Raw genomic sequence first — 18156 nt, 5'->3', positions numbered from 1 at the left:
AGACGTGAGAGCGCGCGTACGGATCATCGGCACCGGGCTCATCGGGACGAGCCTGGGCATCGCCCTGACCGGCGCGGGCTACGACGTCGCGCTCGACGACCCGTCGCCGACGGCGCGGTGGCTCGCGCGGGACCTGCGAGCCGGCCGGATCGAGGTCGACGAGACACCGGAGGTCGTCGTGGTGGCCGCCCCGCCGGATGTCTGCGGCGAGGTGATCGTCGCGGCGCTGCGGCGCTGGCCGGAGGCGGTCGTCACCGACGTGGCGTCGGTCAAGGAGATCATCCTGCGCGAGGTCCTTGCTGCCGGGGTCGACGTGACCCGGTATGTCGGCTCCCATCCCATGGCGGGCCGGGAACGCCCGGGGACCGCGGCCGCCCGCGGCGACCTCTTCGACGGGCGTGCCTGGGTGATCGTCCCGCACGACGCCACCGACCCTCGAGCCGTCGAGGCGGTCCGGGCCATGGCGACCGCGGTGGGCGCGGCGGTCCGGGTCATGCCGGCCACCGAGCACGACGCGGCCGTGGCCACGGTCTCGCACCTGCCGCAGCTCGCCGCGAGTCTTGTGGCCGGCTGCCTGCGGGAGCTGCCCGAGCACGCGGTCGGGCTGGCCGGGCAGGGCCTGCGTGACGTGACCCGGATCGCGGCCAGCGACCCTCGACTCTGGACCCAGATCCTCTACGGCAACGCACCAGCGGTGCTGCAGGTCCTACACGAGGTGCAGGACCGGGTGACGGAGGTCATCGATGCCCTGGAGGGGATCGTCGCCGGTCGGAGCGAGGGGGCCCTCGGCACGATCAGCCGGGTCCTCGAGGCAGGCAACCTCGGCCATGCCCGGATCCCCGGCAAGCACGGCGCCGCCCCGGCGGCATACGAGATCGTCTCGGTCGTCGTGCCGGACGAGCCGGGGTCCCTCGGCAGGCTGTTCGCCGACGTCGGCGACGCCGGCGTCAACCTCGAGGACCTCCAGCTCGAGCACGGGATCGGACAGGCCGTGGGCATCGCCTACCTGTCCGTCGTGCCGGCCTCGCTCGAGCCCCTGCTCGAGGCGCTCGAGCGGCAGGGGTGGCGGGTGCACCAGTGATGCCGGATGCGCCCGTGACGGGCCAGTAGGCTGCAGGCCATGGCTGCTGGCGTCGACACCCCGCTGACCGGATTCGTCATCGCGATCGACGGCCCGTCCGGGTCGGGCAAGTCGAGCGTCTCCAAACAGGTCGCGCGCACCCTGGACCTGGGCTTCCTCGATACCGGCGCGATGTACCGGTCCGCCACGTGGTGGTGCCTCGAGCAGGGCGTCGACCTCGAGGACGAGGCCGCCGTCATCGCCGCGACCCGCGAGCTGCCCCTGACGATCGGGACCGACCCGGACGCACCGACCGTCCACGTCGGTGGCCACGACGTCTCGGCCGCGATCCGCGAGACACGGATCTCCGAGCAGGTCTCGAAGGTCGCCAGGATCATCCCGGTCCGCGAGATCCTCCGGCAGCTGCAGCGCCGGCTGGTCTCCGAGGCCGGCGCGGCCCTCGGCGGGGTCGTCGCCGAGGGCCGCGACATCACGACCGTCGTCGTGCCGGATGCCCCGGTCCGTATCCTGCTCACGGCCTCCGAGGAGGCCAGGCTCGCCCGACGGTCGCGGGAGCTGCACGGCGCGGCCGACCCCGCGTCCGTCGCGGCGACTCGCACCCAGATCGTCGAGCGTGACCTCGCCGACTCCACGGTCTCCCAGTTCACGGTCGCGGCAGACGGCGTCACGACCCTCGACACCACCGACCTCGACTTCGAGCAGTCGGTGGCCGCGGTGCTGCAGATCGTCGCAGCAGCCCGACCATGACCGCCCTCGAAGCGCCGGCGCCCTGGCGGGCGAGGCTCGGGCGCTGGGTCGGCGTCGCGGTGTTCCACACGGCATACCGGGGGCGCACCCGGGATCCGGACCGCGTGCCTCGGACCGGACCCGTCATCCTCGTGGCCAACCACGCGGCCTTCCTCGACGGCCCGGTCGTCTTCTCGCTCGCCCCGCGGCCGGTGAGCTTCCTGGTCAAGCAGGAGGCCTTCACCGGGCCCTTCGGGCGGGTGCTGCGGACGGTGGGGCAGATCCCGATCGACCGCACCGTCGGGGACCGAACGGCTCTCGCGACCGCGGTCGCCGTGCTGGCAGGTGGTGGCGCGGTGGGCATCTTCCCGGAGGGCAACCGCAGCGGGGGGGAGGTCGAGCAGGTCAACCAGGGTGCCGCGTGGATCGCGCTGCGCACCGGCGCCCGTGTCGTGCCCGTGGCCGTTCTCGGCACCCGAGTGCCGGGCGGGTCCAAGGACACCTGGCCGCGCCCGTTCTCACGCCTCACCGTCGCCTATGGCGAGCCCTTCAGCCTCGATGTCGACCCGTCGCTGTCCGGTCGTGAACGGCTGCGGGCGGCCACCGAGCAGGTGCGGGCGGTGCTCGCCGAGCACGTACGTCGAGCGCGGGGGGACAATGCCCCGATGGACAATGGGACGCCGGACGCCGATGTGCCCGCGCCGCCGAACGATGAGGGGACACCGTGACCGACGAGACCGCACGGATGCCAGTGCGAGCCGCGCCCGGCGATCCGGTCTCCCCCGACGACACCTCGGTCGAGCGCGCGTTGCGCGCCGGCCTCGCCGAGTTCGACCTCAGCCCGGAGGACCGGGCCCTCGTCGAGGACCAGGGCGGCGCCGGGGGCACCACGCCGACCGGGCCCCCGCTGCCCGTGGTCGCCGTCGTGGGGCGGCCCAACGTGGGCAAGTCGAGCCTGGTCAACCGGGTCCTGCGGCGCCGCGAGGCGGTCGTCGAGGACGTGCCGGGAGTGACCCGCGACCGGGTCTCCTACGAGACGGAGTGGGCCGGGCGGCGTTTCATGCTGGTCGACACGGGGGGCTGGGTGGCCGACGCGACCGGCCTCCACCTGCGGGTCGCCGAACAGGCCGAGATCGCCATCGAGCTGGCCGACGTCGTCGTGTTCGTCGTCGACGCGACGGTCGGCGCGACCGACGACGACGAGGCCGTCGTCAAGCTGCTGCGCCGTTCCGGCAAGCCCGTCGTCCTGGTGGCCAACAAGGTCGACGACGAGCGCGGCGAGTCGGACGCGACGATGCTGTGGAACCTGGGGCTCGGCCAGCCGTGGCCGGTCTCGGCCCTGCACGGCCGGGGGAGCGGCGACGCTCTCGACGCCGTCCTCGAGGTCCTGCCCGAGGTCTCCGCGCACGGAGCCTACGCACCGGGTGGTCCGCGCCGGGTCGCGTTGCTCGGCCGGCCCAACGTCGGCAAGTCGAGCCTGCTCAACAAGCTCGCCGGCACGGACCGGGTCGTCGTCGACGATGTCGCCGGCACCACGCGCGACCCGGTCGACGAGCTCATCGAGCTCGGCGGGCGCACCTGGCGCTTCGTCGACACCGCCGGGATCCGCCGACGCGCCCACCAGGCTCGAGGAGTCGACTTCTACGCCTCCCTGCGCACCCAGGCCGCACTCGAGAAGGCCGAGGTGGCCATCGTCCTGATCGACGCCGAGCAGCCGATCGCCGAGCAGGACGTCCGCGTCATCCAGCAGGTCATCGACGCCGGCCGGGCGCTGGTGATCGCCTACAACAAGTGGGACACCCTCGACGAGGAGCGCCGCTACTACCTCGAACGCGAGATCGAGCAGGAGCTCGTCCAGGTCCCGTGGGCGCCTCGCGTCAACGTCTCCGCGCGCACCGGGCGGCACGTCGACCGGCTCGTGCCCGGGCTCGAGACCGCCCTCGACTCGTGGGACCGGCGCGTCCCGACGTCCCGGCTCAACGCGTTCCTCGGCGCCGTCGTCGCCGCCCACCCGCACCCGGTCCGCGGCGGAAAGCAGCCCCGAATCCTCTTCGCGACCCAGGCCTCGACCCGGCCACCGCGGTTCGTTCTCTTCGCGTCCGGGTTCATCGAGGCCGGCTACCGCCGCTTCCTCGAGCGGCGCCTGCGTGAGGAGTTCGGCTTCGAGGGCACCCCGATCGAGCTGTCGGTGCGGGTGCGCGAGAGGCGCCGCCGCTAGGCCGCCAGGCCCGTATGCTGCTCACCCCCGCGCCGGGCGAGGGGGACCCGGGCAGCCGGGACTCGATTGCGACGGGTGGGCGGCCGTGCGCTAAGGTGCAGACGCCCCGCTAGCGGGGCAACGGGCTGTGGCGCAGTTTGGTAGCGCACTTGACTGGGGGTCAAGGGGTCGCAGGTTCAAATCCTGTCAGCCCGACGCGGCGGGTCACCGGCAGATGGTCCCATCGACGGCATGTGCACGCTCTTGGATGTCGGTCTTCCGCATCGACCTCGAACACGCGGCGCGCTTGCGCGGGTTTGCCGCCGTGCCGCCGTGAATGCGCGCCGTCGCGCGCGTCCGGCGTGACAGAGTGTGCCCCACCGGGTAGCTGACCTAACCGAGATGAGTACCCATGCGAACACGAAACGCCCTCGTCCCCATGCTCGCCCTTGCTGCCACGCTGGCGCTCACCGGATGCTCCTCTGACGCGAGCCCTACCAACTCGCCGACCACCGCGGCCGGAAGTCCGGTCGCCGGGTCGTGGGGTAAGGAGGCGACCGGCCAGCCGTCGATCACGATCGCCGAGGACGGGGCCTTCAACGGCACCGACGGATGCAACTCGATGGCCGGTCACGGCACGCTCGCCGACGGCAAGTTCGATCTCGGTGCCTTCCGGACGACCCTCATGGCCTGCGAGGGCATCGACACGTGGCTCTCCAAGGCGGCGTCGGCGACCCGCTCAGGGGACACGCTGACACTGTTCGACAAAGACGGGACCCAGATCGGCACCCTGGACAAGCGGTGATCTCGGCCACTTGATCACCCTCGCGAGCCCGGCGCCTCTCGCCACAGCCGCATCGCTGCGAGGGAAGAGCCGAGCAACGTGGCTCCCGCGACCAGGAGCATGCCGGCGGCACCGATGGAGTCCGCGAACCAGTCCACCGCAGCCTGCGTGACCGACACCGTCAGGGCAGCCACGCCGAGGGCGAGGTAGGCCCAGGCCTGGCGGGACAGGTACAAGCCGAACCCGGCCACCGCGAGCAGGAAGCACAAGGCGTACCCGAGCGCCGAGGAAGGGCCGCTCAGTGCGATCGTCTGGGTGCCGACGAACGCCGTCCCGCAGCCGAGCAAGCGTCCCACTGTCACCTCGCGCCACCACCCCGCCTCGACCCCGCCCGCCCAGATGACACCGATCCCGAGGAGCGTCAGGCCGTAACCGACCGCGCCGTCAGCGGGCAACCACCACTCCAGCGCCAGCTGCAGGGCGAACACCGTGCCGAACCAGACACCGAGCTGGCCGGCCAGGCTGGGGGACAGGACATAGCCCACGACGCACACGAGGGCGAGGGTGAGGTAGGGCAGCGCCCAGGCACCCGACGAGGTGGAAAGCTGCACGTGGTCGATGACAAGGGCGACGATCAACGCGACGGCGACGGCCGCGCCGGTCAGCAGGACGGACGCGAGACGGCGACGGATGTCATGGCTCGGCTGCCGGACACCGTCCTTGCGGACGGACCGTGGGATCGCGGCCAGCCCCGCCGCGGCCAGGAGCCCCGTCGTGACCGCGAGCACTGCAAGCTGCGCCGCGAAGTCCATGACGTACCAGCGGACGCCCATGAAGAGCATGACGGCAGTGACGACGAGAACCGCGCCCACGTAGGCGAGCACCTCGACGAGGACACGGCGGAAGGCATCTCCAGGCGCTGTGACCCGGTCGTCGGCAGCCGCACTGGCCAGGCCCGCGCCGGGGGGCACGGTGGACGACGGGCGGGTGAGCGCCTGGGAGACGATGCTCACCGCACGGGTGCGGGCATCGGTCGGGATCAGGGACTCGTGGACCAGCGCCTCGACGACGCGGTCTGCAGTCGTGTCCGAGGATCGCTCGAGAGGAGGTGGCGACGTCATGATTGGCGACCTTGGGTATACCGGATTGGGCGAGTGCATGGTACGCGGCGAGCGCGCGGGAGGGAGGTGAGCTGTTGCGTTGCCACCCATTCTGACGCACCGGCCGACGCCATGTCGGTCCGGTCGGTCGGCCTGTGGATTGTGCTGCTTGCATCACTGCGGTGGCACCGGTGCCGAACGACAGCCGGGCATCGCAGATGGTGAACCGCCCTGCTGTGACCGACCGCCCGACAGCCGACGCAGCGGCATCCGAGACGGCGTGCGGCGACGGTTAGGCTCAGCGTGTGACCGAGGACCTGGGAGCATCCGGGCGCACGGGCAGGGTGTCCGGGCGGCTCTTCACGCTCCCCAACGTCCTGTCCATGCTCCGGCTCGTCGGTGTGCCGCTCTTCCTGTGGGCCATCGTGACCCGCCGCGACGGGCTTGCCCTCCTCGTGCTGGCCGTGTCCGGTATCACCGACTACGCCGACGGCAAGATCGCGCGCACGTTCCGGATGGAGTCACGGCTCGGGCAGTTCCTCGACCCGGTCGCCGACCGCCTCTACATCCTCTCGACACTCGTCGGCCTGGCGTGGCGCGAGATCATCCCACTCTGGTTCGTCATCGTGCTCCTGGCCCGCGAGGCGGTGATGTTCGTCATGCTGCTGCACCTGCGCAGTCGTGGGCAGATCGGGCTTCCAGTTCACTTCGTCGGCAAGGCTGCGACCTTCAGCCTGCTCTACGCCTTCCCCCTCCTGCTGCTCGCCCACGGCGACGACCTCATCGCCAACCTCGCGCGACCGATCGGCTGGGCCTTCGCATGGTGGGGCCTGGTCCTTTACTGGCTGGCTGCGGTCCTCTATGCGATCCAGGCCAAGTTCGTCCTGTCCCGGGCCAGCCACCGACGTGCGCCGAGGGCTCGATGAGCACCTCCCCTCCGAGAGCACCGGACGCCTCGATGTCCCTGATCACCTCGATGATCAGGCGACCACTCGACCCCGGCTACGCGGAGGCGGCCAAGCGCAGAAGACGGGCCGGGCTGCCCCAGGCGACGCCGACCCGGACGGTTCTGGTCGTCGTGATGGCGCTGCTCATCGGCTTCATGTTCGCCGTGAGCGCGAAGGCGCTGCGGCCCAAACCGAGCGTCGCTGCGCAGGCCAGGGCCGAGCTGATCGAGCGGATCGAGACGCTACAGTCCGGAGCCGCCCAGAGCGAGGCACAGATCCGGGCCCTGACCAAGGAGGTCCGCGGCTACGAGGAGATGGCGCTCGCCCAGTCCGGCGCACCCGACCTGACGACCCAGATCGAGCAGTACGCGCTTCAGGCCGGGCTCACCCCGTTGGCGGGTCCCGGCCTGACCCTGACCCTCGACGACGCGACGAGCGCCGGGACCGATGCCCAGGCGGGCACGAGACCCAGCGGGGGCTTCGACTCGGGTCGTGTCGCCGCCGGCGACCTGCAGATCGTCGTCAACGGCCTCTGGGGCGCAGGTGCCGAGGCGATCTCCATCAACGGACAGCGGCTCACCTCGACCGCAGCGATCCGGTTCGCGGGCCAAGCCGTCATCGTCGACTTCCGGCCGCTGTCGCGGCCATACGTGATCACTGCCCTCGGCGACCCCGAGCAGATGCAGCGGGTGTTCGGACCATCCTTCGCCGGGGTCTACCTCGACCAGCTCACCCGGCAGTATGGCATCCGCGCCGCCTTCGCCGCCTCGAAGGCCCTCACGGTCCCGGGCGACTCGTCGATGCATGTCGAGTTCGCGAAGCCCATCCCTTCCGACGTACCATCTGCCCGACCACCCACGACGGGATCTGGCTCCTGAGCACCACCTGAGGGACTCGAGGAAGGGGACACGGTGATCCCAGCCATCGGACTACTCGTCGGGCTGCTCGTCGGGCTGCTCCTTGACCCCGCGGTGCCGCTGTGGCTCCAGCCCTATCTGCCCATCGCCATCATCGCGGCACTCGATGCCGTCTTCGGGGCCGTCCGGGCGGTGCTCGACGGGATCTTCAACGACAAGGTCTTCGTCGTCTCGTTCCTGTCCAACGTCGTCGTCGCGGCCCTCATCGTCTTCCTCGGCGACCAGCTGGGCGTCGGCACCCAGCTGTCCACCGGTGTCGTCGTCGTGCTCGGCGTCCGGATCTTCTCCAACGTGGCCTCGATCAGGCGCCACCTCTTCCGGGCCTGACCGTGACCGAGCCGAGCGGAGGTGAGCAGACCGGGGGTGCGCGCCCGCGGATGGGCTCGGCCGACGGCGTCGCCGCGTGGCGGCGCCTCGTCCGGATGGGTCGCCCGCGGCTGACCAAGGCCAATGTCCTGGCCGCGCTGCTCGCCACCCTCCTCGGCGTCAGCATCGCCACCCAGGTCCAGCTGACCAACGCCCGCGGGCTGGAGGATCTCAGCCAGAGCGAGCTGGTCAACGTACTCGACGACGTCTCGCTGCGTGCCTCCCGACTGGACCAGCAGGTCCGCGAGCTCGAGACAACCCGCGACCGGCTCAAGAACGGCACCGACGACGCGACCGAGGCGATCGCGCAGGCGCAGAAACGGGTCGACACGCTCGGCATCCTCGCCGGCAGCCTGCCCGCCCACGGCCCGGGGATCCAGGTGATGATCAGCGACCCGGAGCGGCAGGTGACCGGTCCGGTGGTCATCGACCTCATCCAGGAGCTGCGCGACGCAGGTGCCGAGGTGATCGACATCGGCGGGGTGAGGGTCGTCGCGTCGAGCTTCGTCGAGACCCGGGACGACGCGATCCTCGTCGACGGCCACCAGGTACAACGGCCGATCCAGGTCAAGGCGATCGGCGACTCCAAGACACTCGCCTCTGCGATGACCATCCCCGGTGGCGTCGTCGAGACGATGCGACAGAAGGGGGGAACAGCGGTCGTGACGGAGGTCGACGACATCAGGGTCACCTCGATCCATCACCGCACGCCGCTGGTCCACGCCACGCCGACAGAACAGCCACCGGGATGACCCGCCGAGCGTTCATCCTGCGCCCGAGGCGTCCCGCATGGCATTCTCTCAACGTGCCGACTCCACCACTTGGTGGCGGGCCTTCACGACAATCACAGGAGCGACATGACCGAGCTCAGCTACCCCGACGACCTGCGCTACACGACCGACCACGAGTGGGTGCGCAGCGAGGGGGACACCGTCCGGATCGGCATCACGGCCTTCGCGCAGGACGCCCTCGGCGACGTGGTCTATGTCTCCCTTCCCGCGGTCGGGGACAGCCTCGCGGTCGGCGACTCGTGCGGCGAGGTCGAGTCGACCAAGTCCGTGAGCGACATCTACGCCCCGCTCGCGGGCGAGGTGACCGCCGTCAACGAGGCGCTGGACGGCGCGCCCGAGCTCATCAACACCGACCCCTACGGTGAAGGCTGGATGTTCGAGATGCGCCTGGAGAATGCCACGGCCGCCGACGATCTCATGGGTGCCGCGGAGTACCAGGCGTCGCTGACATCCTGACGCATTCCGGGCATATACCCGGGTGGCTTCGGGTGAACTATCGTGAGACCGAAGCAAGCCCAGCGACACCGATGAGGAGGACCCCCGCGTGAGCGACGAGCACGACGACGCCACGACCCCGCCGGCAGGGGACGACGACGCCAACGAACCGCGCACCATGCGGTTCCAAGGCGTGCCCGCCGGCGACACGGAGCACGCGGAAGCGCATCCGAGCGGGCTGAGCACCCAGGACCGAGCCACGATCGGGGCTCTGCGACCGGGCACCGCACTGCTGATCGTCCAGCGTGGCCCGAACACCGGTGCCAGGTTCCTGCTCGACGACGAGGCGGTGACCACCGGGCGGCATCCCGACTCCGACATCTTCCTCGATGACGTGACCGTGTCACGCAAGCACGCCGTCTTCACCCGTCAGGGTGCGGATGGGTACCTCGTGCGTGACGCGGGCTCGCTCAACGGGACCTATGTCAACCGGGAGCGCATCGACGAAGCCGTCCTCACGACGGGCGACGAGGTCCAGATCGGCAAGTTCCGTCTCGTCTACTACTCCGACTGACCTACGGTGGCGGCCCGGCTGACCATCGGTCGGCTCATCGCCGCGCTCACCGGCGAGTTCCCCGACCTGACCCCATCCAAGATCCGCTTCCTGGAGACCGAGGGCCTGCTCACTCCCGAGCGGACACCGTCCGGCTACCGGACCTACTCCGAGGCTGATGTCGAGCGGATGCGCTACATCCTCACCGCGCAGCGCGAGCGGTACTGGCCCCTGCGGGTCATCAAGGAGGCGCTCGACGCCCTGGACCGTGGCTTGGCCGAGTCCGAGCAGCCTGGTGGGCTGCCCACAGCGCCGGCGCCGTCCCCGGACCCCGACCTGCCGCGGCCGGCGCACCTGCGGACCCGGCGGGTCCTGTCCCTGACCGGCCCCGAGCTGCGCTCGGCGGCGGGTCTCGACCGCGAGACCTTCCACGCACTCGAGAGCTTCGGGCTGCTCGAGCCGGACCCGGCCGGGCACTTCGACGCCAACGACCTCGACGTGGCCATCGCGGCGGGTCGTCTGGCCGCCCACGGGCTCGAGGCCCGCCACCTGCGTCCCTTCCGCACGGCCGCCGACCGCGAGATCGGGCTGGTCCACCAGGTCTTGTCCACGAGCCGTGGGGAGGCCCGCGACGACGCCGCCGCGGAGATGCTGACGTCGTGCATCGCCCTGCACGTGGCGCTCGTCAAGGCCCGAATCGACCGCTGACGCAACCGGACTGCCGCGGGGTACGGTGGACGCGTGAGAGAGGTCGATGTGCTCGGGGTCCGGGTCGAGATGCCGACGAACCACCCGATCGTGCTGCTGCGCGAGCGGGATGGTGGGCGGTACCTGCCGATCTGGATCGGCGCACCCGAAGCCGCGGCGATCACGTACGCGCAGCAGGGCGTCGTCCCGCCGCGCCCGCTGACCCACGACCTGATGCGCGACCTGCTCGCGGTCCTGGGGCACACGTTGACCGAGGTGCGCATCGTTGCGCTCAAGGACTCGGTGTTCCACGCTGCCCTCATCATCGACGGCAAGACCGAGGTCGGTGCCCGGGCGTCCGACGCGATCGCCCTGGCCCTGCGCACCGATGCGAAGGTCTTCGTCGACCCGGCGGTCCTCGACGAGGCGGCCATCGTCGTCTCCTCCGAGGAGGACGACGAGGTGGAGCGGTTCAAGGAGTTCCTCGACCACGTCTCGGCCGAGGACTTCGACAAGCCCGAGGGGCCGGAGTCGCCGCCCAAGTCTTGACCCTCTACTTCATCCTGAAGGTTTTCGACACGCCCGAGCAATGGGCCCGGATGATTGACGGGTCGGTGCGTCGGAACTACCGTCGGTGTGAACCACGATGTTGTAGTTATCACGGTGTCTACAGTCGTCAGGCTCTGCAGTTGTCACGCTCTGCAGTTGTCAACTGTCCGCTGTTGTCACGGTGTCGTCCAGGAGGTCGCATGGCTGCTACGCAGGACTCCCATCGGCGCCCCACGCCACCTGCCGCCCAAGGACTTCTGTTCGACGACGACCTGCCCGATCTCGACGAGGACACCGGCTACCGGGGCACAACCGCGTGCAAGGCCGCCGGCATCACGTACCGTCAGCTCGACTACTGGGCGCGCACCGGCCTCGTCGAGCCAGCGGTGCGCAGCGCCACCGGCTCGGGCACCCAGCGCCTGTACGGCTTCCGCGACATCCTGGTCCTCAAGGTCGTCAAGCGCCTCCTCGACACCGGGGTGTCCCTCCAGCAGATCCGCGTCGCCATCACGCACCTGCGTGACCGGGGTGTCGACGACCTCGCCCAGATCACACTGATGAGCGACGGAGCCTCCGTGTACGAGTGCACGTCGGCCGACGAGGTCATCGACCTCGTGCAGGGCGGCCAAGGCGTCTTCGGCATCGCGGTCGGGCGCGTGTGGCGCGAGGTCGAGGGCGAGCTCGCGGACCTGCCGAGCGAGCGTGCCGACGACCCGACCCCCACCGAGCATCCCGACGACGAGCTGTCTGCCCGCCGAGCCAAGCGCATGGCGTGAACCGACCGGCGCACACTGGTAGATTCGATGCTGCTGACCGACCCTGCGCGGGAGAGTCCTCGAGGCGGCGTCACCTCGAGGCGCCGAAGGGGCAACATCCCCGGAACCTCTCAGGCACCCGAACCGCGCAGGTAAGGCACATCTGGAGACCCCGTCATCGGTCGACAGGCGGGGAGCGGTAACCGCTCGACCCGTCAGGAGCAGCACATGCAGTTCGACCAGCCGACCGACCAGTCCCCAAGCGACCTGCCCGACTTCGTCGCGCGGCATGTCGGCCCCGGGCCCCAGGACATCGCGCGCATGCTCGAGGTCGTGGGCCAGCCTTCGCTCGAGGCGCTCAGCGACCGTGCGATGCCCGGCGCCATCCGCCAGGCCGAGCCACTCGACCTCACCGCCGCCCGGAGCGAGAGCGACGTCATCGAGGAGCTGCGGGGCCTCGCGTCGCGCAACACGCTCGTCCAGTCGCTGATCGGGCTCGGCTACTACGGCACCGTGACGCCACCCGTGGTGCGGCGCAACGTCCTCGAGAACCCGGCTTGGTACACGGCGTACACGCCCTACCAGCCGGAGATCTCGCAGGGGAGGCTGGAGGCGCTGCTCAACTTCCAGACCGTGATCAGCGACCTCACCGGCCTGCCCATCGCCGGGTCGTCGCTGCTCGACGAGGCGACGGCAGCGGCCGAGGCGATGTCGCTCATGCACCGCGCGACCCGCTCCGGGCCCGATGCCGTCGTCCTGGTCGACCAGCAGGTCTTCCCCCAGACGATCGCCGTCATGCAGACCCGGGCCGCCGCCGGCGGCCTGCCACTGGCCGTCGTCGACCTCCGGTCCGTCACGGACGCCGAGCAGCTCGCCGAAGCGGCGCAGGGGCGTCGCGTCGCCGGCGTCGTCGTGCAGTACCCGACGGCCACCGGTGAGATCGTCGACTGGCGCACCCTCGCCGAGCTCGTCCACGCGACCAAGGGGCTGCTCACCGCATGCACCGACCTGCTCGCCCTGACCCTGCTGACCCCTCCGGGGGAGTGGGGCGCCGACATCGCGGTCGGCAGCGCCCAGCGCCTGGGGGTGCCGATGGGCTTCGGTGGCCCGCACGCCGGCTACATGTCGGTCCACCAGGGTCTCGAGAGACAGCTGCCCGGCCGGCTCGTGGGCGTCTCGGTCGACGCGACCGGCGCACCGGCCTACCGGCTCGCGCTGCAGACCCGCGAACAGCACATCCGTCGTGAGAAGGCGACCTCCAACATCTGCACCGCCCAGGTGCTGCTCGCGGTCATGGCGAGCATGTACGCCGTGTGGCACGGCCCGAACGGCCTGACCGCGATCGCCCGCCGGGTCGCCGGGCACACCACGCGGGTCCGCAGCTCCCTCGTCGCGACCGGAGTCGAGGTCGTCGGAGACACCTGGTTCGACACGATCACGCTGGCCGTGCCCGGGCGCGCCACGCAGCTCGTGGGCCGCTTCCTCGAGCGGGGCCTCAACGTGCGGCGCGTGGACGAGCACCACATCGGGCTCAGCTTCGACGAGACGACGACGCACGACACTGTCGGGGCCGTCTGCGAGGTGCTCGTCGCGGACGTCGCGGACGAGGCCGGCGAGCCGAGCGGCATACCGGAGTCGCTTTCTCGCACCAGCGAGTTCCTCACCCACCCCGTCTTCCACGCGCACCGCTCCGAGACGGCGATGCTGCGCTATCTGCGCACGCTCTCGGATCGTGACTTCGCGCTCGACCGGGGTATGATCCCGCTCGGGTCGTGCACGATGAAGCTCAACGCGACGACCGAGATGGAACCGATCTCCTGGCCCGAGTTCGCGGGCCTGCACCCGTTCGCGCCGGCCGAGCAGACGGTGGGCATCCGTGAGCTCATCGGGCAGCTCGCCGACTGGCTCAGCGAGATCACCGGGTATGACGCCGTCTCCCTCCAGCCGAACGCCGGCTCACAGGGCGAGTTCGCCGGGCTCCTCGCCATCCACGCGTACCACGAGGCCAACGGGCAGGGTCACCGCCGCGTGTGCCTCATCCCGGCGAGCGCGCACGGGACCAACGCCGCGTCCGCCGTGATGGCGGGCCTGAAGGTCGTCGTCGTCAAGACCGCACCCGACGGGAGCGTCGACCTGGACGACCTGAAGGCCAAGATCGTGGCCAACCACGACGAGCTCGCCGCCATCATGGTGACCTATCCCTCGACCCACGGCGTCTACGAGGACACCATCACCGAGCTGTGCGCGCTCGTGCACGACGCGGGCGGGCAGGTGTACGTCGACGGGGCCAACCTCAACGCTCTGGTCGGGCTGGCCCAGCCCGGCCGCTTCGGCGCCGACGTGTCGCACCTGAACCTGCACAAGACGTTCTGCATCCCGCATGGCGGCGGGGGCCCGGGGGTCGGGCCGGTCGCGGTCCGTGCGCACCTCGCCCCCCACCTGCCCAACCACCCGTTGGCCCCGGAGGCCGGGCCGGCCGGCGGCGTCGGCCCGGTGTCGGCGGCCCCCTACGGGTCGGCGCTCATCCTGCCGATCTCATGGGCCTACATCCGGCTCATGGGTGGGGCTGGGCTGCGGCATGCCAGCCAGGTCGCGGTGCTCAACGCCAACTACGTGGCCGCGCGGCTGCGTGACCACTTCCCGGTGCTCTACTCCGGTGTCGACGGGCTGGTCGCGCACGAGTGCATCCTCGACCTGCGGGGCCTGACCGCCGAGACCGGCGTCACTGTCGACGACGTCGCCAAGCGCCTGATCGACTACGGCTTCCACGCGCCCACGATGTCCTTCCCGGTCGCCGGGACGCTCATGGTCGAGCCGACCGAGTCGGAGGACCTGCACGAGCTCGACCGGTTCTGCGACGCCATGATCGCGATCCGCCAGGAGATCGCGGCGGTTGCCCGTGGCGAGGCCGCGGCTGCCGACAGCGTGCTGCGCCACGCGCCCCACACCGCCCGTGACGTCGCGGGGGAGTGGGACCATCCGTACGACCGTGCCAGTGCCGTCTTCCCGGCAGGGGTCGTGCCGGGTGACAAGTACTGGCCCCCGGTCAGCCGTGTCGACCAGGCCTACGGCGATCGCAACCTGATCTGCTCCTGCCCCGCGCCGGAGGCGTTCGAGGACTGATCCGGCTCGACTCCGACACGCCGGGCCGGACCCCTCTCGCGCGACGGCCCGGTTTGTGGTTTCCTCTGGTCGTGGGCGCCGACGTCGAGCAGGCCAGATACACCCGAGAGCAGCGACAGCTCTACCGCGAGAAGGTACGTCGCGATCTCGACGTGTTCGAACGCATGCTGAGCCATAGCAAGTTCGAGTTCGACCGGCCGATGACCGGCCTCGAGATCGAGCTCAACCTCGTGGCCGACGACCTCGGACCGAAGCTCGACAACAAGACCGTCCTCGAGCAGATCGCCGACCCCGATTACCAGACCGAGCTCGCCCGGTACAACATCGAGCTCAACGTGCCCCCGGGACCGCTGCCGGGGAATGCCGCCCTCGAGCTCGAGGAGCACCTGCGCACCTCGCTCAACCGGGCCGACGCCCGGGCCGCCGAGCTCGGCGTCGGCATCGTCTCGATCGGCATCCTGCCGACCGTCATGCCGGAACACTTCGAGGGCGACTGGATCAGCGAGAACATCCGCTACGAGGCCCTGAACAACGCGGTGCTCGACGCCCGAGGCGAGGACGTGTGGCTCGAGATCGAGGGACCGACGGGAGAGCGCATCGCGCGCTACTCCGACTCGCTGGCTCCCGAGTCCGCGTGCACCTCGATCCAGCTGCACCTGCAGGTCCAGCCGGACCGCTTCGCCGATCACTGGAACGCCGCGCAGGTGCTCTCGGGCCCGCAGCTCGCACTCGGCGCGAACTCGCCGTTCTTCCTCGGGCAGCGGCTCTGGGCCGAGACACGGATCCCGCTGTTCACCCAGTCGACCGACACCCGGCCGGCCGAGCTGAAGGCTCAGGGCGTGCGGCCCCGGGTCTGGTTCGGCGAGCGGTGGATCACCTCGATCTTCGACCTCTTCGAGGAGAACGTCCGCTACTTCCCCTCGCTGCTGCCAGAGATCACCGACGAGCAGCCGGAGCTCGTCTTCGAGCAGGGCCAGATCCCGGAGCTGAAAGAGCTGCGCCTGCACAACGGGACCGTCTACCGATGGAACCGCCCGATCTACGACATCGTCGGCGGGCGACCGCACCTGCGGGTGGAGAACCGGGTGCTGCCGGCCGGCCCGAGCATCGTCGACGTCCTCGCCAACGCGGCGTTCTACTACGGCGCGATCCGGGTCCTGGCCGAGGACGACCGTCCGGTGTGGACGCAGATGAGCTTCTCCGCGGCCGAGTCCAACTTCGAGGAGTGCGCCCGGCTCGGCATCGACGCCCGGGCCTACTGGCCGGGCTACGGCGACGTGCCGGCGGCCGAGCTCGTCCTGCGTCGGCTCCTGCCGATGGCCTACGACGGCCTGAGCCGATGGGGCGTCTCCCAGGCGGTGCGGGACCGGTTCCTCGGCGTCATCGAGCAACGGTGCATCCTGGGGGTCAACGGAGCCTCGTGGCAGAGCGAGTGCGTCGCGCGGCTCGAGGCCCGGGGACTGCCCCGCGACAAGGCGCTGCGCGAGATGCTGCGGGCCTACATCGACGGGATGAACGCCAACGAACCGGTGCACACGTGGGAGCTGCCCCGGCAGCCGTGAGCGGCGTGCATCGGGGGTGAGCCGGCTGGCTAGCGCGGCTCGGTCGTGTGGCGGGGGCGCGACGGGTCAGCGCTGGCGGAAGATGCGCCAGGGCGAGATGTTGAAGGCGCCGAGGCACCGCGTGGTGCGGTGGTGGGTCAGCACGCTCATCGAGCCGGCGTCCATGACGAGGTGGGCCGCGAACCGGGGATCGACCTGCAGGTAGGTGGCGGCCAGCACCCGCAGCGCATGGCCATGCCCGAATAGGGCGACGTCGCCGTGCTCGAGGGAGGCCCAGACCTTGTCGATGACCTGCTGGCATCGCTCGGACACCTGCTCGACGGTCTCGCCCGGTGTGGCCCCCGGGGTGACCCCGTCCTCGAAGAGCTCCCACCGGTGCCCGAGCCGACTGCTGATCTGGGGGGTGGTGATGCCCTCGTAGGCGCCGTAGTCCCACTCGCGCAGCAGCGGCTCCACCTCGAAGGCGCCGACCCCGGCGAGCTCTGCCGTGCGCCTGGCCCGCTGCAGCGGCGAGACGAGGACCCGTTCGAACGGGTGGCCGTCCAGGATGTCGGCCAGCTCCCGGGCGGCCTGTTCGCCCTCCGGCAGCAGCGGCAGGTCGGTCGTGCCCGTGTGCTGGCCGGTCAGGGACCATTCGGTCTCACCGTGCCGGAACAGGTAGATGTTCCCGGGGACGACACCGTCGGGCTCGCGCATGTGCCTCAATCTAGACCGGTGCCGGAACCGACCCGGGCCCGGCGCACCAACTCGAAGCAGACGACGGCTGCGGCCGCGGCGACGTTGAGGGACTCGACGCCAGAGGCCATCGGGATCGAGACCCATTCGTCGACGAGGGTGCGCACCTGCTCACCGAGCCCTGCGGTCTCACTGCCGAGGACGAACGCGACCCGGCGCGGCAGCCGCGCGGTGAACAGGTCCGCTTCCCCGGCGGCGTCGAGCCCGACGACATGGAACCCGTGCTCCCGTAGCAGGCCCACGGCTTCGGTGGCCGTCGCGCACTTGAGGATCGGCGCCCGGAAGGCGACCCCGGCTGAGGCCTTGACGACGAGCGGGTCGAGGGATGCGACGCCGCGCCGCGGAACGACGATGCCGTCGAGCCCCGCCGCGGTCGCCGAGCGGATGATCATCCCGACATTGGCGGGTGTCGTGATCCCGTCGAGGACGAGGACGACCGCGAGCGGACCGGCGTCCAGCGCCAGGTCGAGCGGGCGCATCCGGGGCGCGAGCACATCGGCGAAGACGCCCTGGTCCTGCCGGCCGTTGCCGGCCAGCTTCTTGACCCGCTCGGCGGAGGCCCGTTGCACCGGCACCCCGCGCCGTCGGGCGGCCTGCTCGATCTGACGGATCGAGCCGCCACGGGCCCCCTCGGCGATGACGACCTTGTCCACGCCGAGGTTCGCGTCGAGGAGCACCTCGTGCACGGGGTTGCGTCCGTAGACCGTGATGAAGCGGTCCTTGGGGGAGATCTCGGCGCTCACCGCGTCAGGATGGCACAGCGGGAGGAGACGGTATGCCGCTCAGGGGGGCGAGCGGCATACGGCAGGTTCGCGGTGGCCCGGGAATGTAGCGGAAGGGTGCCGTGT

At 70.7% G+C, this 18156-nt stretch carries 19 protein-coding genes, 1 tRNA gene and 1 riboswitch; of the genes, 17 read left to right on the top strand and 3 right to left on the bottom strand.

Annotated elements, in window-relative coordinates:
- Nucleotides 1-4: 4 nt before the first annotated feature.
- The 6 genes from L0H79_RS02505 to L0H79_RS02480 all read left to right on the top strand — a co-directional run bounded on the left by L0H79_RS02505 (nucleotide 5) and on the right by L0H79_RS02480 (nucleotide 4809).
- The gene (locus L0H79_RS02505; protein ID WP_301482964.1) at nucleotides 5-1081 is read left to right on the top strand and encodes a prephenate dehydrogenase; all 1077 of its coding nucleotides are present in this window, start codon (nucleotides 5-7) and stop codon (nucleotides 1079-1081) included.
- 39 nt (nucleotides 1082-1120) lie between these two features.
- Nucleotides 1121-1828 (top strand): (d)CMP kinase, encoded by a 708-nt coding sequence (gene cmk, locus L0H79_RS02500; protein WP_301482963.1) that lies wholly within the window; start codon nucleotides 1121-1123, stop codon nucleotides 1826-1828.
- The gene (locus L0H79_RS02495) at nucleotides 1825-2535 is read left to right on the top strand and encodes a 1-acyl-sn-glycerol-3-phosphate acyltransferase (RefSeq protein WP_301482962.1); all 711 of its coding nucleotides are present in this window, start codon (nucleotides 1825-1827) and stop codon (nucleotides 2533-2535) included. The genes cmk and L0H79_RS02495 overlap by 4 nt, the downstream gene beginning before the upstream one ends.
- Before the next feature lie 17 nt (nucleotides 2536-2552).
- The gene (gene der, locus L0H79_RS02490) at nucleotides 2553-4025 is read left to right on the top strand and encodes a ribosome biogenesis GTPase Der (RefSeq protein WP_301482976.1); all 1473 of its coding nucleotides are present in this window, start codon (nucleotides 2553-2555) and stop codon (nucleotides 4023-4025) included.
- A 121-nt stretch (nucleotides 4026-4146) separates the two neighbouring features.
- Nucleotides 4147-4220: transfer RNA gene (locus tag L0H79_RS02485), tRNA-Pro, on the top strand.
- 196 nt (nucleotides 4221-4416) lie between these two features.
- On the top strand, nucleotides 4417-4809 hold the full coding sequence (locus L0H79_RS02480; protein ID WP_301482961.1) for an META domain-containing protein: 393 nt from the start codon (nucleotides 4417-4419) through the stop codon (nucleotides 4807-4809).
- 14 nt (nucleotides 4810-4823) lie between these two features.
- Here L0H79_RS02480 and L0H79_RS02475 read toward each other — a convergent pair whose 3' ends face one another.
- Entirely contained in the window at nucleotides 4824-5909 is a 1086-nt protein-coding gene (locus tag L0H79_RS02475) for a hypothetical protein (RefSeq protein WP_301482960.1), read from the bottom strand.
- A gap of 284 nt (nucleotides 5910-6193) precedes the next feature.
- Between L0H79_RS02475 and L0H79_RS02470 the strand changes: the two genes are divergently transcribed.
- The 11 genes from L0H79_RS02470 to L0H79_RS02420 all read left to right on the top strand — a co-directional run bounded on the left by L0H79_RS02470 (nucleotide 6194) and on the right by L0H79_RS02420 (nucleotide 16573).
- Nucleotides 6194-6814 carry a CDP-alcohol phosphatidyltransferase family protein gene (locus tag L0H79_RS02470; protein WP_301482959.1) on the top strand — a complete coding sequence of 207 codons (621 nt, stop codon included), beginning with the start codon at nucleotides 6194-6196 and terminating at the stop codon, nucleotides 6812-6814.
- Nucleotides 6811-7713, top strand: a complete 903-nt coding sequence (locus L0H79_RS02465; protein WP_301482958.1) for a DUF881 domain-containing protein — start codon at nucleotides 6811-6813, stop codon at nucleotides 7711-7713. Before L0H79_RS02470 ends, L0H79_RS02465 begins: the two co-directional genes overlap by 4 nt.
- A gap of 33 nt (nucleotides 7714-7746) precedes the next feature.
- Nucleotides 7747-8079 (top strand): small basic family protein, encoded by a 333-nt coding sequence (locus L0H79_RS02460; RefSeq protein ID WP_301482957.1) that lies wholly within the window; start codon nucleotides 7747-7749, stop codon nucleotides 8077-8079.
- A 2-nt stretch (nucleotides 8080-8081) separates the two neighbouring features.
- Nucleotides 8082-8870 (top strand): DUF881 domain-containing protein, encoded by a 789-nt coding sequence (locus L0H79_RS02455; protein ID WP_301482956.1) that lies wholly within the window; start codon nucleotides 8082-8084, stop codon nucleotides 8868-8870.
- A gap of 105 nt (nucleotides 8871-8975) precedes the next feature.
- Nucleotides 8976-9365 carry a glycine cleavage system protein GcvH gene (gcvH, locus tag L0H79_RS02450; RefSeq protein WP_301482955.1) on the top strand — a complete coding sequence of 130 codons (390 nt, stop codon included), beginning with the start codon at nucleotides 8976-8978 and terminating at the stop codon, nucleotides 9363-9365.
- A 157-nt stretch (nucleotides 9366-9522) separates the two neighbouring features.
- Entirely contained in the window at nucleotides 9523-9918 is a 396-nt protein-coding gene (locus tag L0H79_RS02445; RefSeq protein WP_301482975.1) for an FHA domain-containing protein, read from the top strand.
- Nucleotides 9919-9924: 6 nt separating this feature from the next.
- A complete protein-coding gene (locus tag L0H79_RS02440; RefSeq protein ID WP_301482954.1) occupies nucleotides 9925-10605 on the top strand; it encodes a MerR family transcriptional regulator in 681 nt (226 codons plus the stop codon).
- A gap of 33 nt (nucleotides 10606-10638) precedes the next feature.
- On the top strand, nucleotides 10639-11133 hold the full coding sequence (locus L0H79_RS02435; RefSeq protein WP_301482953.1) for a bifunctional nuclease family protein: 495 nt from the start codon (nucleotides 10639-10641) through the stop codon (nucleotides 11131-11133).
- Between the two features lie 200 nt (nucleotides 11134-11333).
- Nucleotides 11334-11909 carry a MerR family transcriptional regulator gene (locus L0H79_RS02430; RefSeq protein WP_301482952.1) on the top strand — a complete coding sequence of 192 codons (576 nt, stop codon included), beginning with the start codon at nucleotides 11334-11336 and terminating at the stop codon, nucleotides 11907-11909.
- Nucleotides 11910-11947: 38 nt separating this feature from the next.
- Nucleotides 11948-12045: riboswitch (glycine riboswitch) on the top strand.
- A gap of 71 nt (nucleotides 12046-12116) precedes the next feature.
- On the top strand, nucleotides 12117-15011 hold the full coding sequence (gene gcvP, locus L0H79_RS02425) for an aminomethyl-transferring glycine dehydrogenase (protein WP_301482951.1): 2895 nt from the start codon (nucleotides 12117-12119) through the stop codon (nucleotides 15009-15011).
- A gap of 71 nt (nucleotides 15012-15082) precedes the next feature.
- Nucleotides 15083-16573: a glutamate--cysteine ligase gene (locus tag L0H79_RS02420; protein WP_301482950.1), complete on the top strand. Its 1491-nt coding sequence runs from the start codon at nucleotides 15083-15085 to the stop codon at nucleotides 16571-16573.
- 66 nt (nucleotides 16574-16639) lie between these two features.
- Here L0H79_RS02420 and L0H79_RS02415 read toward each other — a convergent pair whose 3' ends face one another.
- Together L0H79_RS02415 and L0H79_RS02410 are read right to left on the bottom strand one after the other, a co-directional pair.
- On the bottom strand, nucleotides 16640-17269 hold the full coding sequence (locus L0H79_RS02415) for a histidine phosphatase family protein (RefSeq protein WP_301482949.1): 630 nt from the start codon (nucleotides 17267-17269) through the stop codon (nucleotides 16640-16642).
- Nucleotides 17270-17274: 5 nt separating this feature from the next.
- Nucleotides 17275-18051, bottom strand: a complete 777-nt coding sequence (locus L0H79_RS02410) for an RNA methyltransferase (protein ID WP_301482948.1) — start codon at nucleotides 18049-18051, stop codon at nucleotides 17275-17277.
- Nucleotides 18052-18156 lie beyond the last annotated feature (105 nt).

The sequence above is a fragment of the Intrasporangium sp. genome (genome assembly GCF_030452765.1).
Lineage (GTDB): Bacteria > Actinomycetota > Actinomycetes > Actinomycetales > Dermatophilaceae > Intrasporangium_A.
Note: the sequence above shows the minus strand (reverse complement) of the source record. Positions and strands in the feature narration are given on the sequence as shown.